21 protein-coding genes are annotated in these 25,661 nt (G+C 34.4%); 15 read left to right on the top strand and 6 right to left on the bottom strand.

All coding sequences use genetic code 11. From position 1 onward, the window contains the following. Both RQM59_RS05140 and RQM59_RS05145 read right to left on the bottom strand, forming a co-directional pair. Entirely contained in the window at positions 1-1,656 is a 1,656-nt protein-coding gene (locus RQM59_RS05140) for a peptidase domain-containing ABC transporter (RefSeq protein WP_349241009.1), read from the bottom strand. A gap of 1 nt (position 1,657) precedes the next feature. Next, positions 1,658-2,335, bottom strand: coding sequence for a TetR/AcrR family transcriptional regulator (locus tag RQM59_RS05145; RefSeq protein WP_349241010.1), 678 nt, complete (start codon positions 2,333-2,335; stop codon positions 1,658-1,660). A gap of 184 nt (positions 2,336-2,519) precedes the next feature. On the opposite strand from RQM59_RS05145, the gene RQM59_RS05150 reads away from it, so the two are divergent. The 3 genes from RQM59_RS05150 to RQM59_RS05160 all read left to right on the top strand — a co-directional run bounded on the left by RQM59_RS05150 (position 2,520) and on the right by RQM59_RS05160 (position 7,321). Then, the gene (locus RQM59_RS05150; protein ID WP_349241011.1) at positions 2,520-4,073 is read left to right on the top strand and encodes a DEAD/DEAH box helicase; all 1,554 of its coding nucleotides are present in this window, start codon (positions 2,520-2,522) and stop codon (positions 4,071-4,073) included. Positions 4,074-4,135: 62 nt separating this feature from the next. Further along, positions 4,136-5,254, top strand: coding sequence for a helix-turn-helix domain-containing protein (locus tag RQM59_RS05155; protein ID WP_349241012.1), 1,119 nt, complete (start codon positions 4,136-4,138; stop codon positions 5,252-5,254). 102 nt (positions 5,255-5,356) lie between these two features. Beyond that, positions 5,357-7,321, top strand: a complete 1,965-nt coding sequence (locus tag RQM59_RS05160) for an alpha/beta fold hydrolase (RefSeq protein ID WP_349241013.1) — start codon at positions 5,357-5,359, stop codon at positions 7,319-7,321. Here RQM59_RS05160 and RQM59_RS05165 read toward each other — a convergent pair whose 3' ends face one another. Beyond that, positions 7,322-8,578 (bottom strand): hypothetical protein, encoded by a 1,257-nt coding sequence (locus RQM59_RS05165; RefSeq protein WP_349241014.1) that lies wholly within the window; start codon positions 8,576-8,578, stop codon positions 7,322-7,324. A gap of 117 nt (positions 8,579-8,695) precedes the next feature. Between RQM59_RS05165 and RQM59_RS05170 the strand changes: the two genes are divergently transcribed. After that, a complete protein-coding gene (locus RQM59_RS05170) occupies positions 8,696-9,817 on the top strand; it encodes a hypothetical protein (protein WP_349241015.1) in 1,122 nt (373 codons plus the stop codon). Positions 9,818-9,949: 132 nt separating this feature from the next. Continuing rightward, positions 9,950-10,492, top strand: a complete 543-nt coding sequence (locus RQM59_RS05175) for a hypothetical protein (protein ID WP_349241016.1) — start codon at positions 9,950-9,952, stop codon at positions 10,490-10,492. Between the two features lie 13 nt (positions 10,493-10,505). Here RQM59_RS05175 and RQM59_RS05180 read toward each other — a convergent pair whose 3' ends face one another. The 3 genes from RQM59_RS05180 to RQM59_RS05190 all read right to left on the bottom strand — a co-directional run bounded on the left by RQM59_RS05180 (position 10,506) and on the right by RQM59_RS05190 (position 14,587). Beyond that, the gene (locus tag RQM59_RS05180; RefSeq protein ID WP_349241017.1) at positions 10,506-12,161 is read right to left on the bottom strand and encodes a M20/M25/M40 family metallo-hydrolase; all 1,656 of its coding nucleotides are present in this window, start codon (positions 12,159-12,161) and stop codon (positions 10,506-10,508) included. A gap of 56 nt (positions 12,162-12,217) precedes the next feature. After that, positions 12,218-13,078, bottom strand: coding sequence for a helix-turn-helix domain-containing protein (locus tag RQM59_RS05185; protein ID WP_349241018.1), 861 nt, complete (start codon positions 13,076-13,078; stop codon positions 12,218-12,220). Between the two features lie 69 nt (positions 13,079-13,147). Further along, on the bottom strand, positions 13,148-14,587 hold the full coding sequence (locus RQM59_RS05190; protein ID WP_349241019.1) for a pyridoxal phosphate-dependent decarboxylase family protein: 1,440 nt from the start codon (positions 14,585-14,587) through the stop codon (positions 13,148-13,150). A gap of 207 nt (positions 14,588-14,794) precedes the next feature. Here RQM59_RS05190 and RQM59_RS05195 point away from each other — a divergent pair, with 207 nt between their 5' ends. The 10 genes from RQM59_RS05195 to RQM59_RS05240 all read left to right on the top strand — a co-directional run bounded on the left by RQM59_RS05195 (position 14,795) and on the right by RQM59_RS05240 (position 25,601). Further along, a complete protein-coding gene (locus RQM59_RS05195) occupies positions 14,795-15,841 on the top strand; it encodes a DUF2911 domain-containing protein (protein ID WP_349241020.1) in 1,047 nt (348 codons plus the stop codon). A gap of 155 nt (positions 15,842-15,996) precedes the next feature. Then, on the top strand, positions 15,997-17,292 hold the full coding sequence (locus RQM59_RS05200) for an ankyrin repeat domain-containing protein (protein WP_349241021.1): 1,296 nt from the start codon (positions 15,997-15,999) through the stop codon (positions 17,290-17,292). A gap of 235 nt (positions 17,293-17,527) precedes the next feature. Beyond that, positions 17,528-18,811 (top strand): hypothetical protein, encoded by a 1,284-nt coding sequence (locus RQM59_RS05205; protein ID WP_349241022.1) that lies wholly within the window; start codon positions 17,528-17,530, stop codon positions 18,809-18,811. Between the two features lie 71 nt (positions 18,812-18,882). After that, positions 18,883-19,029, top strand: a complete 147-nt coding sequence (locus tag RQM59_RS05210) for an AraC family transcriptional regulator (RefSeq protein WP_349241023.1) — start codon at positions 18,883-18,885, stop codon at positions 19,027-19,029. Between the two features lie 63 nt (positions 19,030-19,092). Next, the gene (locus RQM59_RS05215) at positions 19,093-20,142 is read left to right on the top strand and encodes a helix-turn-helix domain-containing protein (RefSeq protein ID WP_349241024.1); all 1,050 of its coding nucleotides are present in this window, start codon (positions 19,093-19,095) and stop codon (positions 20,140-20,142) included. A 99-nt stretch (positions 20,143-20,241) separates the two neighbouring features. Then, a complete protein-coding gene (locus RQM59_RS05220; protein WP_349241025.1) occupies positions 20,242-20,658 on the top strand; it encodes a nuclear transport factor 2 family protein in 417 nt (138 codons plus the stop codon). Between the two features lie 138 nt (positions 20,659-20,796). Then, positions 20,797-22,854, top strand: a complete 2,058-nt coding sequence (locus RQM59_RS05225; protein ID WP_349241026.1) for a winged helix-turn-helix domain-containing protein — start codon at positions 20,797-20,799, stop codon at positions 22,852-22,854. A gap of 124 nt (positions 22,855-22,978) precedes the next feature. Continuing rightward, the gene (locus RQM59_RS05230; protein ID WP_349241027.1) at positions 22,979-24,034 is read left to right on the top strand and encodes a YceI family protein; all 1,056 of its coding nucleotides are present in this window, start codon (positions 22,979-22,981) and stop codon (positions 24,032-24,034) included. Between the two features lie 404 nt (positions 24,035-24,438). Beyond that, positions 24,439-24,996 carry a hypothetical protein gene (locus RQM59_RS05235; protein ID WP_349241028.1) on the top strand — a complete coding sequence of 186 codons (558 nt, stop codon included), beginning with the start codon at positions 24,439-24,441 and terminating at the stop codon, positions 24,994-24,996. A 401-nt stretch (positions 24,997-25,397) separates the two neighbouring features. Continuing rightward, the gene (locus RQM59_RS05240) at positions 25,398-25,601 is read left to right on the top strand and encodes a hypothetical protein (protein ID WP_349241029.1); all 204 of its coding nucleotides are present in this window, start codon (positions 25,398-25,400) and stop codon (positions 25,599-25,601) included. Positions 25,602-25,661: the final 60 nt, after the last annotated feature.

Below are 25,661 nucleotides of genomic sequence, written 5' to 3' on the forward strand. Positions count from 1 at the left end.
TTAAGCTTTTAGTTTTCCTTTTTTCAATGTGATTACCCTGCTACATTTTACAGCCCAATCCTTGTTATGACTTACTACAACTAGTGTCCAGGGTCGTTCCTTCGAAGTTAAGAAGGACATGATGGTCTTCGCTTCTTTAGGGTCAAAGTATTCTAGAGGTTCTTTTAATATCAGTAATTTGGGCTTTCTTATGATGTTCCTTGCCAGAATGATCTTTTTAGAAATCGTGTAAGATATTTGCTTTCCTTCGGGATATAAGATGGTTTTCATTCCCTTTGGTTGTTGCTTGATAAATTCATTCAAACCAGTATGCCGAATAGCCCAATCGATCTCTTCGGAGGTGAAGTCTGAATCTCCAAATGTAATATTGTCGATAATGGTACCCTCAAAAGGAGTATCCTCGGTTAGTGACTGACCAATATTGAATCTATAATGGTTTAGATTGATGGCTGTTAATGACTTATCATTTACATAGATGCTTCCATGTGTTGGTTCCAAAACGCCGGCAATTAACTTTAAAAGAGATGTTTTCCCAGAACCATTTTCGCCTTGAATCAATAGTGATTCCTTATCAGAGATATGCAAATCAATATCTTTTAGAATATGCTCATTCACTCCCTCAGGATTATAACTCACATTGGAGAGTTCTATATTCATATGATTAAAAGCTGGATTTTCCCCTTCTTGAGATTCTAGTTCTTTATCTACTACTTGCCCCATTTTTTCTAGGGATGTCAATACATCATAAAAGGACTCTAAACCTAAGATGAGTTTTTCTACAGAACTGATGACCAAAAGAATAATGATCTCTGCGGCTACAAATTGCCCGATGTTCATTTGCTGATTGATTACAAGAATACCTCCAATAATTAACAAGCCAGCGGTAACTAAGACTTTAAATCCAATCATCTGAATGAATTGAAGGACCAATATTCTAAAATGACCTTCTCTTGCAATTAAGTAGTCACTAACCAGTTCATCATTTTTATTCAAAGCATGTTTGGTCTTTCCTGCCATTTTAAAACTAATGATAGTTCTAGCTATTTCTTGTAGCCAATGTGCTACTTTATATTTATTCTTGGATTCCTCAAGACTGGTCTCTAATCCTTTTTGTGCAGTGAACTTAAACACGATATACACCAAAAGCATTAATAGGATGCCATAAATAATGAAGAAAGGGTGGTAGAACGATAATAGCAGCAACCCTAAGATTATTTGTAAAAATGCCGCTGGAAAATCGATCAAGATCTTTGAAATACCTTTCTGAATAGTTAAGGTATCGAAAAATCGATTTGCTAACTCTGGCGGATAATAATTTCTAAGTTCGCTCATACGTATCTTTGGAAATCGGTAAGCAAACTCAAAAGAAGCTCTAGTAAATATTTTTTGCTGTACGTTTTCGATAATCCGCATTTGTGCTAATTGAAGCAGGCCAGAAAAAGCAACACCGAGCGTCACTAAAATTACAAGTAATATCCACGAGGTACTCATTTGAGCGCCCTGTATTAGGTTGATGATAGCTTGTATTCCCAATGGTAAAGTAAGGCTTACCACTCCTGCAAAAACGGCATAGTATAATATCTGCAACACGTCTCGTTTATCTAGCCTTAAAAGACCCACAAAGCGTTGCCAGGAACTCATAAACTTTTTAGTCATGCTAACTGTTTTTAATAGAGTTGAAGATGAGGTTTATAAAAAAATCGGTGTGTTTTGTATCTGATGTACAATCCGTGATAGACTTAAAATGATCTTTTAAGAAGTGTTGATATAAAGACCCTTCCATAAGTGTGCTTGCCAGACTTGACGGATAGCTATAGTTTGGCGCACATTCGATGATCATATCTTTAATTCTTGAACTCAGTCTTTTATATACTTCGAAATAGCCTTCTTTATTTTCTTCATCTACTTCTTTTGTCAGATATGACTTGGAAAACTCATTTATTATAATCCTGTTCAAGACTACCTCATTAATGTGAGCATATTTGCTATCTAACCGAATAGGCTTTGTGATGATTTCTATTGCACGTATAAGCTTAGCGTTTGAATCTGAAATATTTAGGGTGCTAAATACCAATTGATATTCAACCCAACTCCAATACCAAGATGTTAAGTATAATAGGAGTTTATGCTTATTGTCAAAATATCTGTATACAGAGCTTTCGTTGGAGCCTATTTTGGCGCCAAGCTTTTTAAAAGTAAAACTTTCGAAGCCGATCTCATCTATTAATAGAATACTGTTTTCTATAATCCGCTTGCCCAGATTAGAGGTCTCTGGGTCTTTAACATAGGTATTTGCATTTACCTGTATTTTAAAATTTGATAGTAATCTCTCCATTATCATTAATTTTATATCGCAAATATAATAGTATTACTATTAAAAAAGAGAATAATAGTATTATTTAATGTTTTTTTAACATTAAATCCGAATCATTATGGAAGAGTTTTTAATATTTCTTGGCAAAAAAGATTTTTAAACTATAAAAAGGCAGTATTTTTGCAACTCATCAAAAATGAATTTCATGGCTGAAATCACGTTAGAATTGCAAGACGAAAAGATAGGGAAGGAGCTTTATAGTTATCAAAAAGGAGCTATAGATCAGATATTTGAAAAGTTTGAAACCGCACCTAACGATTACCATTTACTATATCAATTACCTACAGGTGGTGGAAAAACTGTGATCTTTTCTGAGATTGTAAGACAGTACTTAAAGAATCATTCGAAAAAGGTTTTGGTAATGACGCATCGTGTTGAGTTATGCAGACAAACTTCTGAAATGCTTACAAGTTTTAATGTACGTAATAAGGTAGTAAACAGTACGGCGAACTTGGACGATCAGGCCGAGTATAGTTGTTTTGTGGCGATGGTGGAGACATTAAATAACCGACTTAATGATGATAAATTAGATATTTCCGATATCGGATTGGTTATTATTGATGAGGCACATTATAATTCATTTACAAAATTATTTAAATTCTTCGAGAAGTCATTTATTTTGGGAGTTACGGCTACTCCGTTAAGTTCGAACAAGAACTTACCGATGAAAGATAATTATGACGAATTGATTACAGGTGAGTCAATAGAAGACTTAATAAAGAATAAATTTTTATCACAGGCTGAGATTTTCCAATATGACATGAGCTTAACTTCACTGGAAGTTGGTTCTAACGGGGATTATACGGTAAAATCTTCTGAAGATCTTTATACTACCAATAGTATGTTGGATCAACTTTTAAATACATACAGAAGTATTGCCAAAGGAAAAAAAACGTTAATATTCAATAACGGAATTAATACTTCTATTCAGGTATATTACACATTTAAGGCAGCTGGATATCCGATTGCACATTTAGATAATACAGCTACTAAAAAACAGCGAAAGCAAATTTTAGATTGGTTTAGAGAAACACCAGATGCAATACTAACTTCTGTAAGTATTTTAACTACTGGTTTTGATGAACCTACTATTGATGCTATTATTTTAAATAGAGCAACAAAATCACTGACACTATACTATCAAATGATAGGGCGTGGTTCTAGAATTTTACAGAATAAATCGAAATTTACAGTTATTGATCTAGGAAACAATACGCATAGATTTGGACCTTGGGGTGCGAATTTGGATTGGCAAACCATTTTTAGATCTCCGAACTTCTACATGGATCGTTTGCTGGATGATGATGAATTGGAAAGTAACTTTAGGTATAAGATGCCAGAAGCTATAAGGAGTCAATTTGGAAAATCCGAGGAAGTATATTTCGACATTATTGCAACCTATAAAGAAGCGATAGCAAAAGGAGAATCTTCTAAAGTAGTATTAGAGAGATCTATGATTCATCATGGAAAGATCTGTGTAGAAAATAGTGAAGATGTATATGATGCTCTTGCATTGGCAAAGCTGTTGAACGATGATATTGATCATAGGATACATAAGTATGCAAAATGCATAAGCAAGAGTACACATAACTTCTTAACCTGGTTAAAGGAAGACTACCAAAAGAAACTAAACGCATATCTACGTAAGAATTTTGACGAAGTATTTGAACAAATTCATGGATATCCACCAGAAGATTAAGATTTCTTTTTGAGGTCAATTTTAATTTCATCTGTATATTAGAACTCTATAGTTAAAATAAGATGAGATTACTGTCCATTATTTTTTTGCTGAATGTAATTCATGGGATTTTTCTTGGACTTATATTATTCTTTAATAGCTCAAGGAAGATCAATGCAAATTATTTTTTGATTCCATTATTGCTGATTATAACAGGATATCAAATGAAGGCCGTAATTGTGTTAGAAGGATACTATACTTCTTTTCCACATTCCATTAAGCTATTTCTACCTTTACATTTTTTATTAGGACCTTTATTTTATTATTATGTAAAATTTACATTAGGCACGCGAAAAAAACTACAAATAAGAGATACCAAACACCTTATTCCTTTTATTATTTGTTTATTGAGTTTACTTCCTTTTTATATAAAGTCTGGTGCAGAAAAGTTGACATTACATAGCGCACCCGCTCCTAGCAACTTTAATATTTCTGGTGAAATGCTCCTCTATTATATTCCAATACTTTTATTGGCTATTTTTTATTACTGGAGGTCATTGCAGTTGATTAAAGAGAGTGCAAAATTTTTAGATAAACGAAGCTCTAAACAAGAGCAGACTAAGTCATTGTGGTTAGAAAAGTATACAAGGGTTTTTCTATTCTTTTTAGTGTGTTTCGCTATTGCGCAGCTCATTTTTATTTTTACTGATTTCTATCAGTTTTATGTCATGTTGTTCACCGTTTTTATGTCATCCATATTAATACATTTTATTGCGTATTGGGCAATTAAACAATCTAGAATAACGAATACGATCCGAGTGGAGGGGAAGGCATTGACGTTCCAATCAAAAGACGATGCATTGGATATAAAAATTAAAATAGTGGAGTTACTAAAAGATGAACAGTGCTATCTAAACAATGATCTTTCATCTAAGTATTTCTGTGAGCGCTTGGAAATAAATTCACTTTACTTATCACAAATTGTAAATAAAGAATTCAATTGTAATATTTCTCATTTAATTAATTCCTATAGAGTTGATCATGCAAAAAAGATCTTAAAAAGTGGTGAGTTAAATCACTTAAATTTTTCGGGAATAGCCGAATATACTGGTTTTAATTCAGCTAACGCGTTTACAAGAGTCTTTAAACAACATACAGGACAAACTCCATCTCAGTATAAAAAAGCGCTAGAGAAGAATTAAAAATTATCGTTCAATTTATAAATTGTGTGTTCTTTCAGCTGATTCGAAAGAAACAGAAAGTTAATTTGCTCGTCACAAAGTTGAACAAAAGACTTTATACAGATGAACGCTAAGAAGAAACTATCCAAGAAAAGAAGAATTATTTACCTAATTACAGTGTTAACTTTAGTACTGGGAGGGATCGCCATGTATATGGTAGTTTTTGTTTCGGATATACCAAAGACTCAACCAAACGTAAATCATAAGCCTTTAAATAGCTTAGAAATCTCTAAGGATACCTTACATGACCATTTGAATAATAGTTTGGGTATTATAGAAACCGGAAGGCTAGTTGTCAAAGAGAATAGAGAAAAGGTCAATTCAAATCTTATAGAGTTGTATTTTGAAAGATTTAAAACAACTGCTGTGAAACCATTTCCACCAATCTTCTTTCTCGCTGGTGGACCTGGTTCATCCTCAACTCGTGTGGGTAAAACATCCTATTTTTTCTTGTTTAAGGAGTTGTCAAAGTACGCAGATGTTGTGCTTTTAGATCAAAGAGGGACAGGAAATTCTATTCCAAATTTGGAGTGTAGAAACTCTCTTGATCTACCTGTTGATATTACAGAAAATGTGCAAGAAGAGATTATGAAAGATCTATTAGATAAATGTAGAGAATGTGCAGATGAATTTACGTATATGGGTATAGATCTCAGCACTTATAACTCCTATGAAAGTGTTCTGGATATTGATGCTATACGCAGGGCACTAGGATACGAGGAGATTACGTTGTACGGATATAGTTACGGAACAGAATTAGCACAAATCTATATAAAGTACTTTGAAGGTGTTGTTCATAAAGCCATATTGGTTGGAGCATTAGCTCCAGATCATGGCTTGAAATTACCATCTGATGTACAATCTCAATATGTGAAAATGGACTCGCTGATGCGACTGGATAAAAAATTGTCTAAGTATATTCCGAATTTTTTAGATCTAGTAAAGGAAACGCATGAACAAATAAAGGAAAGCCCTGTAGATGTAAAAATACCTATCAAGGATGCCTTTGGAAACAATCCTTCTGGAGCAGAAAATGCTTTGGCAAGTGTTATTTCCATCTTTCGCCCTACCATTAATATGACGTTAACAGAAACCCATCTTCAAATGATGATATCGGATAGAGTGGGCCAAGATCATGCTATGGAGAGATTACCAAGTTTATACTATAAAATGTCCCAAGGAAATTACAGAGAAATAGGGAACAGTTTGCGAAATTTTAAACGGAGACGTTTGCCAAATGCTTTGTTTTTTACAGCAAACGGAGCTTCGGGATATACAGATAAATTATGGAAGGAATCTTTTGAACAAGAAACATCTACGATCTTTTCGCATTTCGGCATCTCTTATGGCAGATACCCCGAGATCTATACTACATTTAAAGCATCCAAAATTGATGGATTGAATGCACCGGTATATGGAAATACGGAGGTTTTATTCATTAATGGTGAGTTGGATGGAAGGACTCCTCAGAGACTTGCTGATACCATCGCTACCAGATTTCCAAACAATAAAAAGATAACAGTCCAAAATACAGGTCATAATGGACTTCTATCTAATGCGATAATGACTGGAGTCATTGATTTTTTAAAGGATTCATTAACCGAAGATGTTCGTATAAAAAGGAAGATTGCATTTAGACCACCGGTTCCGTATATGTATTCAATGTCTGATACCATATACAAAGAAATTAATTTACATGGAGTAACAGCGGGAATGGATTTGTATAATTCATTATCTGCAGAACATATTGCCAAGAATGACTATCTATTTGACTTTAGTGAAAACTCTTTTACGCAACTATATCATCGACTAGAAGAGGCTAACAGGTATAAAGATGCTATAACAATTTTGAAATTTGTAATAGCAAAATTTCCAAAAAGCTCTGTAATACATAGGAGTTTAGCCGAGGCTTATTTGCTGACAGAAGACTCTGGAAAAGCAGAATCCCATTTAAAAACTGCGCTGGATCTCAACTTTTTTGATGTACGATCACAGGCACTTTTTTTAAAATTACAAAACCAAAAATGATCACTCATTGAAGGCTTTTAAAATGGTGCTTTGGTCAGTTGTTTCAGAAATGACAATGTTTTTTACTGTTCCGGCACCCATAAAACGATATCTAAAACCTACAAACCGTCCAATAGACTGGGTATATGAGTTAGAATACATCTCCTTACCATCAATGAACAACGTAACTTTCTTATTATCATTTTTAATGATAACTTCTTTTTCGGTACTCAAATCAACACCAAAAGCCGAAAGATCGTGTTCTTTTCCATTAAGAAAAACATCATTCAATATCAGATTAAGATCCGAAACACACCCTAACTGTGATAAGGGAATAAGAATAGCCCCTTCAGTACCTAGAATAACAATACGTATACTTTGACAAACAGCCCATTTTTCTTTAAGTACACTTTTAATTGATGATTGAAGCGTAATATGATCTCCTGATACACCCTTAAAATCTTTTATATAATGAAAAGAAGATTCTAAAGGCTCTTTTAACTGCTGTATCTCATTCAGAATTTCATTAGAAAAAGAGAGTTCGTTTCTTAAAAAATTACTTTGCATCACATATTTTGGAACAGGTTCATAATCCACAGTTGCTGTCCAACCATCTGATGTAATAAAAAGATCATGTTCTCGAATGATCTGACCATCAACTAATAATTTCGATCGAAAATAACCAGGGAAATAATAGATTCCGGTAGCTTGTTTTTGCCCTGGCTTTAATCGAATAGTCTTTGTTTCGTCCCAAAATTGTTGGATATGAATACTATCTGATGTTATCTGGTCTAAATCTATATCGAAAACTACTGAATTTGGAAGCCCATTTGAAATAGGATGACTGCTAAATTGAACTTTAGAAAAATCGTATTCTTTCTTGACAACATTTCCTGTCATGGAATAAATAGAAATAAAAACTAACGTCATTATTGCCGCAGCCGGAATAATAATACCAAGATTGGGGTGAATCTTTCGTTCAAACCAATTGGGATCTTTAACAGCTGATTTCGTTTTAAAATCTCTCCAATTATCATAACCAGCAAATTGAGAAAGCGTATTCAAAGTACTAATACTAGGCGCACTCTTATAGTTGACTTTACCCCAGACACGCTTTAAAGTAGTAGGGCTCAGCAATACAGTAGTTTCAACCTGTATTTTTTCACTGAGCTCTATAAATACATCGTTATGCCAATTTTCTGAATGCCCCCAATCTAATTTCTTTTCAATAAGTAAAAGGCACTTTTGAATTAATTTATGTGTTGCTGTATCGGTCATATAGAAACAAAAGTCCCTAAAAAATATGACGTGTACAACATTGAATCGTTTTGCACGAACTTGTTTTTTATAGATGAAACCTTTCTCTGAAATTTATCAGACATAAAAATCAAAATCATGAAATCAAAAATACTACTTACCATAAGTCTCATACTAACAGGCTTAGCATCATTTGTTGGAAATTCACAAAATACGATTCCTTTAGATACTATAAACTGGCAAATAAATGCAAGATCTTATGTGTTTGAGAACTATAAAGGTAAAGATGCCATTTATATTCAAGCTGGAGCTATGAGGCTAAAGAATAAGACATTTTTAAATGGTACAATAGAGTTTGATATATACCTGAAGGAAACACAAGCCTTCCCAGGTCTTTATTTTAGAGTACGAGATAATAAAGATGGAGAACAATGGTTTTTAAGACCTCATTTATCCGGTAAGCCAGATGCCAATCAAGCAGCTCCTGCGGTAAATGGAATTACACCTTGGCAATTATATTTTGGTCCTAGATATTCTTTCCCTTATGACTATACGTACGACGATTGGACGCATGTTAAAGTCGTAGTTAATGGAAACAAAGCACAAGTATTTTTGAATCATTCAGAAACGCCTAATTTATCCTGGAACCTTTTCCATGAAACCAAACCTGGAGAGGTTATTATTCGTGGAGGTGGATTAAAAGCAATGCATATCGCCAATGTCAAAATTGATGAAAATGCCAAGACACTTATGAATTTTAAACCCATAGAGCGAAAAGCAATCCCTGGATTAGTTTCGAAATGGGAAGTGTCTGATATGTTTGAAGAAAAGTTATTGGCAGACCCTCATAAAGTAGCATCGGTTATTAGAAATAGAAAATGGGGTAGAAAGATTGTGGTTGAAGAAGGAACTGCAGCGAACATTTCTAGAGTTCAACTATTGCGAAATGGTAAACCTGGAAATACAGTGTTTGCTAAAGTTGTTGTCCATTCTGATAAAAGACAAACAAAATTATTTCAATTTGGATATAGTGACAGGGTAGTGGCGATACTAAACGGCACACCTATTTACAAAGGATCTAATAGATGGAGGTCTCGTGATTATCGCTATCTAGGAACTGTAGGTCTCTTTGATGGTATTTATTTGAATTTGAAAAAAGGAAAGAACACATTGCTCATGGCAGTTTCAGAGGATTTCGGCGGTTGGTTGATCACTGGAAAATTTGCAAATAAAGAGGGCGTTCGAATTATAGAGAATTAAAAACAGAAGGAGTATATTCAAGTTGATTTTCAGGGATATGTGCTGTTCGTCAAAAAAACGAATGGCACGCTCCTCTGCTAATTATGAATCTACATAAATAACTAGTATTTTTAAAGAATCAAAACTTAAATTATGAAGAAACTAATCGCCATTTTTTGTATTGTATTGTTTGTGTCAGCTACTAACGGTACCAAGAAAACTGAAAAAGAACCTTTGAAAACACTGGTAAACGATACCAAAAGTGTTCAGAATATTTTGGATGCCTATTATGATTGTATCTCTGGACCTATAGGTGAAAAGCGTGATTTTGAACGATTAAAAAACTTATTTCATCCTGAGGCACGATTGATCTATAGTAATTGGAGCAACGAGACAGATAAAGCCTATTTATTAGTTTTTAAAACCGTAGAAGAATTTATTTCTAAGCTCGGATATTTGGACAAGAAAGGATTCTATGAACATGAAGTATCAAATATTACGCATTCTTTTAGCTCAGTTACACAAGTTTTTAGCACTTATCGTTTTAGAGTAGAGGATAAAAGTATACCAGATGGACAAGGAATAACGAGTTATGACATATTCTATGATGGTGATCGCTATTGGATATTATCTATGTTTTGGGCAGCGGAAAATCAAAAATATAAGATCCCAAAAAAGTATTTGCCAAAGAAATAGTTACGGGAAGTAGCTATTTTCTTGAAGACATACTTTTATCTCTTACCGCCTTATATTCAGAAAAGTACGTGTTTTCCTTCCAATTTGGCCAGGAACTAGAGTTTGCTATCTCCAATCCTGTAAGAAAGTTTAATTGTGCATCATAGGTAATGTTGGATGCAATGAACCCATCGTAATATTCATCCGTAACTTTATGATAGTGTTTTCTTATAAACTCACCAATTTTAGCCTCTTGTGATTTATCTCCATTAATAGGATCAAAATTCCCAACATTCCACACAGCTGGCACTCCTTTCTTTACAAAAGGAAAATGATCTGATCGTTTAAAAACATTTCCTGGAGGAGGTGTATTGGGATCACCTTTGTAAATACCTCTCCCAATTTTTTTCGCTGCGATACTAACAAGTGTATCCATTTCCGTAAATCCATTGGCTACATTGATCACCATGCGCATTTTTTCTACTGCAAAGCTGGCATCAGCATTAATAACACAAGCCGTTTTATTTAACGGGTATAGTGGATTGTTAGCATAATATTCTGCACCAAATAAGCCCATTTCTTCAGCAGAGGTAAATAGGAATATAATAGACCTTTCAGGCTTCTTATTCATTTTGCTAAATGCTTTTGCTACTTCCAATTGCATAGCTGTTCCTGAAGCATTATCTATTGCACCATTAAAAATTGAATCTTTACCTAGATGACCAGATCGTGTTCCAATATGGTCCCAGTGTGCAGTATATATAATATATTCATTTGGTCTTTTGGAGCCCTTTAAAATACCTACAACATTTTTCGTATTGATTTTGTTTTTGACGGTAGATTTTAAGGTTATAGACGCTTTAGATTTTAAAGATATAGGTGTAAACTCCTTTTTCAGTCCTTTTTCAGTAGGGTCAAAGTTACTACCTGAATTTATGATTAACTGCTTCATAAGAGTCTTTGAAATAAAGCCAGAGAAATGTAAACCATCAGAAGCTAGGTCAGATAGATTTCCAGGAAATAATGGGTTCTTTTGTTGATTAATGGTTGTCCAATCTTGATCTTTACCTTGTATAACTAGCAACCCCACTGCACCCCTTTTTAAGGCTTCTTTCTTTTTATATTTAATGCCTCCATAGTAGCTCGGACGTTCTCCGTTAAATAATTTGGGGTTTTTAGTATGCATTCCGGGATCGCCTTTTAAAACAACGACAATCTTACCTTTCACATCGACATTTTTATAGTCATCCCATTTATAACCCGAAGATGTGATCCCGAACCCAACAAATATTAACTCGGCTTTGGAAGTGGTAACTTTCTGGTTGACCTCCATAGTAGTTTTGGCGTGAAAATCCTTCCCATACTTATAAGATCTTTTACCGTTATCAGAATATATTTGAAGGTTACTACTACTTAGAAATTCTATTTCTTTAATGGTAAAATTTTGAAAGTAGCTGCTGCCATTAGCAGGGTCAATATTTGACTTACCAAGATGTTTTGCAATATATTTTGTAGTGAGTTCTTCGCCTTTTGTACCGGGTTTTCTTCCAACAAATTCGTCGGAAGCTAGTTTTTTTATGTGAGCAGAAATAGCAGCGTCAGTAATATTATTTTCGGGATGTTTGCTTTGTCCTTTACAAACCGCTAAAGTTGATATAAATGCTATAAGTACTATAAAATTATTCTTCATGTTTCTGTTTTATAAGATCAAACTTAAAAAATGAAAAAGAAGAATGATTGTAAATTTTAGACAGCTTGCTTATCCTGCCATCTACGGTGAATAATATGCAGGTTTTCAACTTCTGAAAAACTTCGGTCTCTCCCGAAAAATTGTTTGGGAGTCAGCGATGTTACTCGTTTAAACTCCTTAGTTAGATGTGATTGATCAAAGAATCCATTGTCTACCGCGAGAGCTGATAGATTAAATCGATCTTTAAATTTGTCAACGTCAATACAGGCATTGATTCGTATAATTCGTAAATACGATTTAGGAGACATTCCAACATATTTATGAAATAAGCGCTCTATCCTTTTGTAATTAGTATTAAAATGGGTTGTTAATAGATCTAATCGGACATTTCCCTTATGTAAAAAAACAAAGCTCGTCATAAGTTGGAATAACTCCAGATCGGCATTACGACCTACGTTTTTTAATTTTTGGATCATGTAATGCTCAATGATTTCAATTTTCTTTAGTACTGTAGAAGCTTCTAATATTTGCGATTCAACTTCTTTTAAATCAGCAATATTAAGTGTATCTATATCTTCAAAGATATTTTTGATATATGAAGTTTCTTTGGTAAATAAAGAAATACCTCCAGGTTTTACTTTCAATCCAAAAATGATCGAGTTAGAAGGATTCATGGTATATTGAACGGCATGTGTTTTCTGACCAAAAATGGAAGTTCTTTTTAATGGTACGAAAGAGCTTGTTGTATTTAAGGTTCTACTTAAAGCTTTGTGATCGTCTGTGAAAATCAATCCAAAAGTGCCATCTGGAATAATCAAATCTTCAATAGTGCCTTCCAATTGCCTGGTGTCTATAGCAAAATAACAGTCAATGAAGTCTGAGAATAAAGGATTAGGATCGTACTTTTGAAAATACATAGATATTAACTAGATAAACAAACTTAATTTATAAGATATAATCTCTCGTTAAATTCTAGTTAAAATGGGTTATAAGAGATTCCCAATGTTTTCAATTTCATTCAACAATGCTTTGAAATGATCTTTATTCGTAAAAGGGTTCATAACGGTACACCTTAAATATTTTTGACCACCAACTGTAGTTTGCACAATATAAAACTCACCAGCCTCAATCAACTGTTGTCTAATGGCTGTATTTATTTCATTGATGTCTTGTTCCAATTTGCAATCCACGTATCTGAAATTTAAAATATTGGCTTCAGGAAGCGTTAGCAATTCAAAATTGGAACGTTCCGAAATCATATTGGCAAAATCTTTAGTAACATCATATAATTGATTGACATTCTGTTCAAAGACCTCAATACCATATGTTTTTAGAATGATATAAACTTTTATAGACATCATCAATTTTGTGCATTCAAAAGTCCTCTTTCCAGAATTGAACCAATCTTCAGACTGAGGTGAATCCCATAGGTATTGGGCTTTCTGAGCAAAGGTCTTGTACACGTCTTTCCCTTCTTTAAACAACAAAGCAGTTGTTAAGGCTGGTGTCATCAGCATCTTGTGAAAATCAATTACTACGGAGTCGGCAAGCTCAATTCCTTTGACCAAATGTCGATGTTTTTCCGAGAACACAGCGGCACCTCCATGTGCTCCATCTACATGAAACCATAGATCATGCTTCTTGCTAAAAGCGGCTAATGCTTCAAGATCATCATACGATCCAGTGGCTGTAGAGCATGCGCAGCCTACCACGGCAATCACTTCCAGACCATTCTCAACAGCTTTTCTATAATGATTCTCTAGCTCCGTTGTTTTTATTCTAAAGTTTTTATCCACAGGAACTTTAATGATTCCGTCATCTCCAAATCCCATAATTCTTGTTGCTCTATCAATACAGTAATGCGATTCTTCTGAAACAATGACAGCTAACTTATTTTTATGTCCATCTTGCCAAACATCATGTTTACTTTTTGCTTTCCTTGCAGCCAATAAAGCCGTTAGATTGGCCAATGTTCCTCCAGATGTTAATATGCCCGAAGCATTCGCATCATATCCAACATGAGAGGATAACAGGTCTGTAACGAGTTTTTCTAAAGCATTAGAAGCAGGCCCCATTTCAAAGACACCTGTACCATTGTTAAGCAGATCAGACATCAAGCCAGCCAAACTAGCAATAGGAGCAACCGTAGCTGTTTGATGCCCCATATACCTAGGATCCTGTATGTGAATGGAATGCTCTAAAACGGTTTTAAAGGTATCTATTGGAGATGCACTAGATTGTAAATGTTGTTGCCAGAAAAGTAACTCATCTTCTGGTGCCTTATATGGTAGTACGACGTTTTTAGAAGCAGTTTGAGCATCTTCTAAATGATCGGCAAGTAAATCGATTAACTGATGTCCTATGTCCCTGAAATTTTGTGGATCATAGGCTTCTTTCAATAAATGTTGTGTAGATAATAGTTCCATGCTTTTAAGAGTACTGTGCACAACAAAATTAAGTGCTTTTTAATGGGATTCAAAGCCAAATAATCATTTTAAACATATTTCATACTACTGTTTGAAATTAAAAGAAAAAGGGTGTAACCAATTATCACAAAATTAACTAGTCAACACAAATGCAATGTATACATGAAAAGCAGCATTTAATTTTGTTCTGTATTTAAAACTTAAAAAATGAAAACAATAAAAATTAATCTTGTATTATGCATATTCACTATGCTATTGACCCATACAAACGTTGCTCAAAACGTGACTACGCCAAGAGCAAGTCAATTATCTACAATATCGCAACGCTCAGGGCTATCAGATGTTACAATAACGTATCACAGTCCCGGAGTGAAAGGAAGAAAAGTCTTTGGAGGAATTGTAAGATACAATAAAATGTGGAGAGCAGGGGCCAATGAAAACACTACCATTCAATTTACGCATGATGCCAAAGTGGAAGGTAAGAAAATTGCTGCAGGTACTTATGGACTTTTTATGAAACCGAATCAGAATTCAGTAGACATTATTTTCTCTAAATACTCAAAATCTTGGGGAACTATTTATCCTGGACCTAATGATATTGCATTAGAGGTAACTGTAAAAAGCGAAGCGATCCCTTTTCAGGAATGGTTGAGTTATGATTTTATTAATAAAGGTAATAAAAACATAATGGCCGCATTATCCTGGGAAAAAACAAGAGTGCCTTTTACAATTGAGTTTGACATCACTGCTATCGTTGTTGATAATATGAGAGCAGAGCTTAAAGGAATACCAGGGTTTGGATGGAGAGGCCACATGCAAGCAGCAAACTTCTGTTTACAGAATAATATAAACTTAGAGGAAGCTATGGTTTGGATTGATAAGTCTATAGCAAGTAGCAAAGGGTTTAGTAACCTTCAGGTAAAAGCTGGATTACTTGCCAAGAAGGGTAAAATTACAGAAGCAGAAAAAATTATGGAAGAAGCCATTCCTACAGGGAATCCATATCAACTAAATCAATATGGGTATGTACTCTTGAATATGGGAAAAACTAAAAAAGCAATTGAAGTATTTAGTTACAACGTCGAAAAGAACAAGAATCATCAGTTCATTTGGGGATTTTTAGATAGCCTAGGCGAGGCATATTTAAAAAGTGGCGATAAGAAGAAAGCACTAAAACATTATAAAGAAGCTAGGACTAAAGCTCCGCAAAATCAACATTCATACTTAGATAAAGTTATTGCAGGAATCAAATAATAAACAAGCTCTTAATACGTGAGTAGGCGCTGTTCAGTTTTAATGCTGGCAGCGCTTTTTTTAGTTGAAGGAGGTAAATAGATTCTGAAAATGTAACCATATTAAAAAGTTTTGGTCTTCAATGGTGTAAGACAAACCTTTATAATCTTTTTACCATGAAAAAATATATATTCTTATTAGTAGTTGGTTTACTATTGCCATTCAGCACTTTAGCAAACAATACAACACCAAAAAACGATTGCAAAGCTTTATTAGAAGCTATTAGAAACGAGAACATTTCTTTAGTCAAAGAGTTGTTAAAAACTACTAGCCCTAATTGTATTGATGATAACCCCGAATATGAGAAAATCGTTGTAGAGCACTACACGTTTATGAAAGAAAAAGCTGTGGCTCCGTTGTTAGCAGCTGCTAGAAAAGGGAACGTTGAGATAGCGAAGTTACTTTTTGAATCAGGAGCAACGGTTGATTTGTATGTTGAAGGAGATGGAACGGCTCTATTGACAGCTGCCAAATGTGGACATTTGGATCTTGTAAAATACCTTATTGAAAAAGGAGCGGATATTCATAAGGGATATTCCAATCACGGAGATGTATTAATTGCGGCAGCACGAAAAGGAAGAACTCAAATAGTTTCATTTTTGTTGAAGAAAGGGTTAAAAGTGAATCGTAGGTTCCCAAATCAAGGTACCGCTCTAATTATGGCGGCTAACAATGGACATACCAAAACGGTTGAGTTACTTTTAGAGAATGGCGCTGAGATCGATCTAAAGACGCCGAATCAAGGAACGGCGTTAATAGCAGCTGCAAATAATGGATTCACAGACACTGTTTCTTTTTTAGTATCTAAAGGTGCAGATATAAATGGTAGATCAGCAAATAGAGGCACAGCACTTATTGTAGCTGCAAATAACGGATTCACAGAAACGGTAAAATATATACTCTCACAAGGAGTTGATGTAGATCAATATTCACCGAACCAGGGAACAGCTTTGATCACAGCTGCAAATAATGGGCAAGACGAGACGGTACGGTTTTTACTCTCTAAAGGAGCGGAAATCGACTTTGAAGCAGCAAATAGAGGGACGGCATTGATTGTCGCAGCTAATAACGGACATGCAGAAACAATTTCGCTACTATTATCCGAAGGAGCAAAGATTGATAGAGTTTCAAGAAATCGTGGTACGGCATTATTTGTTGCCGCGAATAACGGACATACAGAAACGGTAAAGCTATTATTACACAAAGGAGCGGATGTAAATGTTGTATCTAGAAATCATGGAACTGCATTAATTGGAGCTGCGAACAATGGGTATACAAGTACCGTAAGGTATTTGATTTCTAAAGGAGCTGATGTCAATATCGAGGTAAATGGTAGAACTGCACTTTCTGCTGCTGAGAACAATCAATACTCCATTACTACAAAATATTTAAAATCTAAAGGAGCGAGATAACGTTCATTATTTGGATTAAAGTTGATAACACTCAGTAAATTAGTTTATTGGGTGTTTTTTTTACGGGTTTCCACACTGTGGAATTCGAGTTACCGCACCAAATTTTGTTCTTTTTTTGGTAAAATTGCATATATAAAGTATTGAAATTTAACTAATTACTTTTTGTGCGTCATGTCTTTCCTAAGTTAAATTTCTACCCGTTAAGTTGTAGTTACTAACCTTAAACAAATATATTATGAGTCGTGATTTTAAAAGCGTTTTTTTAGACCTATTTGAATCTGGAGAAACTTTCGGATTAGATACCCCAATAATACCTATTGAATTAGAGGAGGAACCAATTGATTCCATCGAGATTAGTGATGAGGTTGAAAAGGAAATTGATGTTTCCATTTCTTTATTGGAAAAAGGAAATTTAGATTTGTTAACTCCATTAGCTATTGATAATAAGAAGAAATCAGATACAGAAAAAGAGAATGCTCATTTTGAGATTGAAATTGAAGATTCAGCTTCTGAAAAAACTACTATTGAAGTAAAAAATGGTAGTACAACTTTATATAAAGAAATACATACAACTAAATATGTAGCCTTAGGGAAGCATAATTGGATTTGGGATGGCTATGATTCTAATGGTATTCTAGACACTAAAATCCTTAAGAGCCCTGAATTGAAGGTTATTGTTAGTGTGGTTAACAAATATGATTCAGCCTCTGATACTGCAGATCTTGATAATGAAGAGGAAGAAGTAGATTGGGTAGATGTAAAAGTAAACCGAAAAGCAATGACTATCGATGTCGAGTTGCGATTAAATTTAGATAATGGTGATGCAGAAGAACTTGATGACCCTTTACCTGCAGGATTACCTGTTGTACCTGGTGCTCCAGCGAGTGGGACCAAACCCAGCCAACTCAGGAGTTTTAACAAGTTAAAAGAAATGGTGTTACAAGGTGTTAGCAAGTATTGGAGTAGAGATGTAACAACACCAAAAGGAAAATATAAAGTTACAACCAAGGCTATTCAAACAACCTCTAAACATATGGATGATTTAGATGTCAATTATAACACCAACGATAGTGTTTCTAGATCTTCTAACCCAGGAAGTGTTAGGGATATAGTTTCTTTCTTTGCAAATGTTGTTCCAGAGGAAATCACATATAATGTTGAATGGAACCAATTTGTAAATAAAAAAGGAAAGAAATTTTGGGCCTATATTCCACCGTCCTATGCAGATAAGGAGTTTTTAGTTACTGCTGCTCATGAAATAGGTCATGAGATCTTATCGGCGTTTGCCAGCCCTAACTATTCATATACGCATAAAGGAAGCTCCACATTGTTAACACAAACGCCTTTACTGGTTGCAGATGGAGGTTCAACGTATGCACCTGCTGGAGAGATAGATCTTATGAAATATTTTGATTCAAAAGCAACACCGAGACCTGCTAATTTTCATACTAGAGTTATTGCAGCAGAAGATGATGTACTGGGGTTAATTTGGTTAAGCAGGGTAGATTTTGATGAATAAATATAAGATGTTTATACATGCCACTACACTCAACAATCTTTGTTGAGTGTTTTTTATTGATTGAATAATCCATGTATTGCACAAATCTTCCAATAAAAGTTATTGCATATGAAGAGGGTTATAACGACCCGCTTTACTTTAGTCGAGTCTTTAAAAAATATTGTGGAATCTCTCCGAAAGAATTCAGAGTGCAACTTCAAAAGAATCGATTGATCTAATAATCTACTGATACCTTCAAAACCTTTTGTTTTTTTAGTATTTTAGTTTCCCAAAGCTACATCTTGAATACTCAAATTTTATTTTTCTTTAGCGCCCTAGGTGCTTTTAATGGACTTTTTCTAAGCTTGTATTTTGCCTTTTTTGTAAAGAATAAGAGCAGAGCTACCTACTTTTTAGCGGGGTTGTTGTTTGTAATTAGTGTTCGTGTAACAAAGTCCGTGTTTTTAACATTTTACCCAGGTACATCGTCAACATTTGTGCATATTGGATTAACAGCATGCTTTTTAATCGGGCCATTCTTATACATATATACAAGAGTTACCACAAGGCCTGAAAAGATGGGGAAATGGATATGGTTGATTCATATAATCCCAATAGTAATTTTTATGATCATTATTGGGTATTACTATCCATATCGCCAGTATTCGCATTTATGGTGGCGATTGCCTCCCAGGATTTTTGGAACTATTCTTTTGATACAATGGACTGCATACGTAGTTGCAGCAATCTACCAGATAAGAGGCACTTTAAAGAAGTTGTTTTCTAAAACTGAGAAATTGAGTACGCTAGATTTTTGGTTGTTAAATATAGTCGCAGGAGGATTTTTAATTTGGTTAGCTTATAATACTACAATGTATACTTCCTATATAGTAGGAGCACTTTCGTTTTCATTCACATTCTATATAACGGTCATTATTTGGTTTTTAAAACGTAGAAAAGAAGCATTGTCTTTTCTTTCTTTACCGACAAAATATGGGAATCGGAAAATTTCTGATGACAAAGTACATTCTATGAAAGAAAGCTTAGCAGTACTTTTTGAACAAGAAGCGATCTATGTAAACCCTGATCTAAAGTTATTAGACGTGGCAAATGCATTGGAAGTTCCTTCACATTCCTTGTCACAATATTTGAATGATAATGTGGGGATGAGTTTTTCAAACTTTATAAATCAATATAGAATTGCTGCGGCTGAGGAAATGCTCAAATCTAATAATGTACTTACGTTGGCAGCCATTGGGAATGAATGTGGTTTTAGATCTAACTCTTCTTTCTACGCTGCGTTTAAAAAAATAAAGGGAGTTACCCCTGCACAGTATAAAAAGTCTTTATAGTTTTTTCTTCGGATTTATAAATCTGTAGTTCTTTCACCGCTGTTTTCTTTCAATTACTAATATTTGAAAATACATTCGTGTTATTCAAACATTAAACTCATGAAAAAACTTATGGTAATGGTAATCCTCTTTATAGGGTTACAGCAAGCGCAAGCGCAATCCGACAAAGCAAGTATCCGAGAAACGTTATTAAACTACATCGAAGGAACGGCCAACGGAGAGCCAGATAGAGTGAAAGATGCTTTTCACGAAGATCTAAATCTGTATCATATAAAAAAAGGAGAACTTGTGGTTTGGTCAGGAAAAGGGTATACGAATAATATTAAACCTGGAAAAAAGAGCAATCGTATTGGTAAAATACTGTCTATAGATATGGAAAACGATGCAGCTATGGCCAAGATAGAAATTAAGATGCCAGGGATAAAAAGAATATATACAGATTATCTTATGCTGCTAAAAGTAAAAGGGAAATGGAAGATCATTCATAAGTCCTTTACATACAGAACTATGAAATAACTCTTGTATTCTGTAACCTTTAAGAATTTAAAACATCTAATCAGTAATTACTGATTAGATGTTTTTTTATGAAATCAAGAAATTTGTATTGCCCATATATTATATATACCTTAAACCTCCTCAATTAAGTAGATAGATATGAGCACTAAGGTTTTTTATATAAAAGACTGGAAAGTAGATATTACTTTACATAGAATAATCCATTCGAATGGCACCATTAGAAGAGTCGAACCCCAATTAATGGCTGTGCTGGTTTACTTGGCAAAAAATGAAGGCGAATTAGTTTCTAAAGAAGAGTTAATGGAGGAAGTTTGGAAAGATGTTGTTGTGACTGATAATGTATTGACACGAGCTATTTCTTCTCTAAGGAAAGTTTTGGGAGATGACCCTAGAAATCCAACATTTATAGAAACAATTAGTAAAACGGGGTATAGGTTGATAGCCAAAGTAAAGGAATCCTCAAAAGATAGTGTTTCTGAAGATAAGGTTCACCTAACGATTAGAAGAAGACCGCTGGTCATAGGCATTTCTTTGATAGTACTCATAGTATTTGGTGCTTTTTCTATACTAGATGTATTTTCTCCACCAGAAGTCGCAGTTTATCATCCAAAAGCATTGGCAAATAGTGATATGACCGAATATTACCCTGCAATTTCAAGAGATGGAAATTTTGTGGCGTACACATATAGATCACCTGAGAAAAATTGGGATGTTTATGTTAAGAGAATTGGAACAGAAAATCAAATTAGATTAACAAATGACGCGTCCGTAGAAATGAGACCTGTCTGGTCCGCAGATGGGGCAAATATATATTTTATGCGTTATGAACCTTCTGGAGCTACAATATATAGAGCACCAATGACTGGAGGGAAAGAAACGAGGATTTTAACAACTCCGAAGTATACAAAAGGAAATTTCGATATATCTCCTGATAATACAGAACTGGCATTTAATAGCCGACCCCATAAAAATAGCCCATTGCAAGTCGAGTTGACCGACTTAGATTCAGGAGTTAAAAAAATAATGACAAGCCCGCCTGCTAATTTTAATGGTGATTTACACCCCACATATTCGCCAGATGGTACTAAAATTGGATTTATAAGAGAAAAGAATAGTGTAAGCATGTATTTATATGTGTTGGACCTAATTACAGGAGATACACAACAAATAACAACAGAGCATCTATCTATTAACGGGTTTGATTGGTCTTCCGATGGAAATTCTTTGATATATGGAACAGACAAGACCGGAATCTATAAGTTGTGGAAAGTTAATTTAAAGGACTTAAAAAGCACATTAATGCCTGTTGCAGATTATCAGATGGTGATGCCAAGAGTAGGAGGTAACGGCCAAATGGTTTACGCAAAACTTCAAGATAATGTAAATATCTGGAGATACTCTCTAAAGACTAAAGAAGGAAAAGTTTGGAGAGCTAGCAATGTCTTGGATCTTAATCCGTCGTATTCTCCTAATGGAAATAAGGTCGTTTTTACAACAAATCAGTCGGGGTCGTTTCAGCTTTGGACAAGCAACATGGATGGGGGTGAAGCTATTTCTATTTCAACGTTTAAAGGACAGTATATCAATACTCCAAGATGGTCATCAGATGGACAAACTATTCTATTTCAAGGGTATCAAAATGGAAAATCCGATATCTATAGTATTGACGCGCTGGGGGGAATTCCGAAAAACCTGACAAACTCTTCTGAGGATACACATACACCTTTTTTTAGTAGTGATGGTACTTACATTTATTATAGTGTTTCTACAAATGGAATATGGAACGTTTGGCGAATGACCGCAGCAGGAGGTGATAGAACTCAAATAACAAATGCAGGCGGATATGCTCCGCAATTATTGTTGGATATGACCACATTGTTTTATGTAAAAAAAGAAGAGAAAGGACTTTGGAGTATGAAATTAGATACAAAAAAAGAACAACTGGTGACCATAGATTTTGATTCCAAAAAATATGGTGCTTTTACATTATCGTCTAAAGGTGTTTATTACTTGAACTCTAAAACACGTACCATAGATTATTTAGACTTTTTTTCTCAAGAGAACACCTCTTTGTTTCGCCCAAAACGTATACCGTCGTTTGGAATTACCTTACACTATAATACTATGAAACAAGAGTTGTTATACGCTCAGGTAGATGATATAGATGCTGACATTATGTTACTTGAAAAAAAGTAAGGACTTAAAAACCTTTTGTAGCTTACCGGGGAAAATCTTCATAAAAACATCACAAAAAAATGCAATAATTAGTACATGGTTTTTCTAGTTTGGATCTGTATTCAAACCATTAAAAAGAAAAATCATGAAGACTATAACATTCATTGACAGAAAAAAGAGATTGTTTATCTGGGCTACACTGTGTTTATTTATTGTAACCGTGGGACATTCACAAAGCAAGAAGATCGATATGAAAGATCGATTTCAAATTAACAAAGATGGCTCTTATGTAACTTTTGAAACCAGTTATTTTGGGTTCCCTCTAATCAGGGGAGCTATAAAATCATATCAAGCTACCATTTTCTATGACCCAGAACATATCGATAAAACATCAGCAACAATTAGATTTGGAGCTGAAACTGTTACAACAGCTCATGATAAGAGAGATAAGCAATTACATGGAACCTCATTTTTAGATACAGGTAATTTTCCTGGTATGTGGTTTCAAGGAACAAAAGTTACTACAACGGATAAAGGCTTTGATCTTACAGGGAAGATGTCTATAAAGAATATTAACAAGGAGGTAACGGTACATATTGAAAAGCCAACCGTGATGCGTAAAGCTATGGGTTTACGTGATTTAATGATGATGAAAGGTTGGTTAAAGTTGAACCGTAAAGACTTTAGTCTTGGGACGAACTCTCCAATGGGACAAAAATTAGGTGATGAGATTAAAATTGAATTTCACTTCTTATGCTCGAACTATACAATTGATTATTTAAAGGCAAGTTATGTCAAAGAAGTTTCTCCAGGACATGGTCATCCGGTCGGTATTGTCTATACCGAAATAAAGACTAATGGATTAAAAAGTGGTAAAAAGAAACTAGAAAGTTTGGTAAAAGACCCTTCGTATGCCAAGGCAAATTGGATGAGCGTGTTAGCAAATTTAGGTTGGATATTGATGGTAGATGGTTATGCGGATGAAGGTTTGGAGTTCTACAAAATGGCTCTGAAGAGAAACCCGAAACATCTGCCATCATTGTTAAGAATGGGTGATGCCTATGTAATCGGAGGGTATTATGATAAGGCATTGAACCACTTTAAAAGAGAACATACACTACCTGAAAGAGCCCGATTCACACACATTCCTCATATGATAAAATTGCTAAGTGGTTCATTTGAGCTAAATAACATGAAATAATAGCTAAAATATTCGTGAATAATAAAGAACACATCATAGCAGCATAAAGAATGCGTAAAGCAATCCAAGATGCTGCTATTCGCTATCGTGAAAAATGGATGAAACTCATAAAGAAAAGAAATACCAAAAAGAAATAATCTACATACTGTAAACAAGGGTATTTGAGAAGCTTAATGATCTTCGTCTTGTGATTCTTTACAATACACAATTAAAGAGTTATTTGAAGGTGCAAAGAACCCCAACGATTTTGTCAAACTTTGATAGAAATAAGAAAAGCGGTCTCGTTCGAGGTCGCTTTTTTCCGGTTTTCCGAAAAATGAAATGTTGATTTATGTATGCTAAATTCTTAAAATTTAGTAAGTTAGTGTTATTGTATTCAGTAAGTAACCTCAAAAATCAACACCATGATAGAAACTTTAAGGGAAATAACCTTTCAATATTTATTACCCATTCTCATCGTCCTTGTCGGCCTGTATATGGCAGCAAAAACAAACCTATTAAAGGATGTTAGTAACCTAACGCCTAAACCATATAGCTTTGCACGTTCCCAATTATTTTGGTGGACCTTGATCATTATCTGCTGTTTTTCTATTTCTTATGGATCTACAGGAGAAATGCCAGAGCTAAGTGCATCTTGTCTAGTATTACTAGGAATTAGTCTGGGAACAACAACTACTGCAAGAATTATTGATAATAACGAGATAAACAGTAAGGTTGTTAGATACCAAAATGAACCGGATAAAAAAGGGAAAGGATTTTTGTACAATATCCTATCGGATGAAAATGGTGTCAGTATGCATCGATTTCAAGCATTGGTATTTAATATCATATTTGGGCTGATGTTTATCGTAGAATTTGCCTCGGATCGCTCAACTTTTATCAATTTTAGCAATGTAGAACTAGGTCTAATGGGAGTTAGTTCAGCAGCTTATGTCGGATTAAAGATGAATGAGAACAAATAGTAATATGTAAAACTGCTAAAGAAGAACAAAGAAGATATTTGTTAGATACTGAGTTTCTTCTTATAGATAGAAATCCATTTAAAGGTCGCTTATTCTCTGCTCAGGAGTATTTGCGATCTTTTTTCTTAGGACACTTCTACTTTTTAGAATTAGAGCTAGTAAATACCCAAAAATAGAAGGGTTAAGCGCGAGCATAGAAACTAAAAAGGAATCGTTGCGGTTTTTTGCAATCTCTGCTGCGGATTTCCGTCGTTAAAATGTAGAGATATGTATAATTTTGAAGGGTGTGATTTCGCACTCCATTACTCTCCTAAAATATATACCCAAGACCGATGAATCTGATAAATTCATGCTTGGAAACGATGAAAACATTTAGAATTTGTAACTAAAAAGCAAACGAAATGAAACAGGAAGAATTTACATTAAAAGAACAATCTGTAATTAATGTTTTACAAGAAAGGCCTAAAACAAGCTTTGAGATTTTACAGCAAGTAGAGGGAATCTCTTTACTATTAGTTTTGTACAGAATTTTGGATCAATTACATAACAAAGGAGCTTTACTAAGCTATATGAAAGAAGATGTAAAATATCATTACGTACGTTAATACCTATTTAACGCTATTTTAACACCGTGGTACTGTATTGAACGTGCATACTGTATTTTT

It is taken from the genome of Asprobacillus argus (assembly GCF_032248395.1).
Taxonomy (GTDB): Bacteria; Bacteroidota; Bacteroidia; order Flavobacteriales; family Flavobacteriaceae; genus Polaribacter; species Polaribacter argus.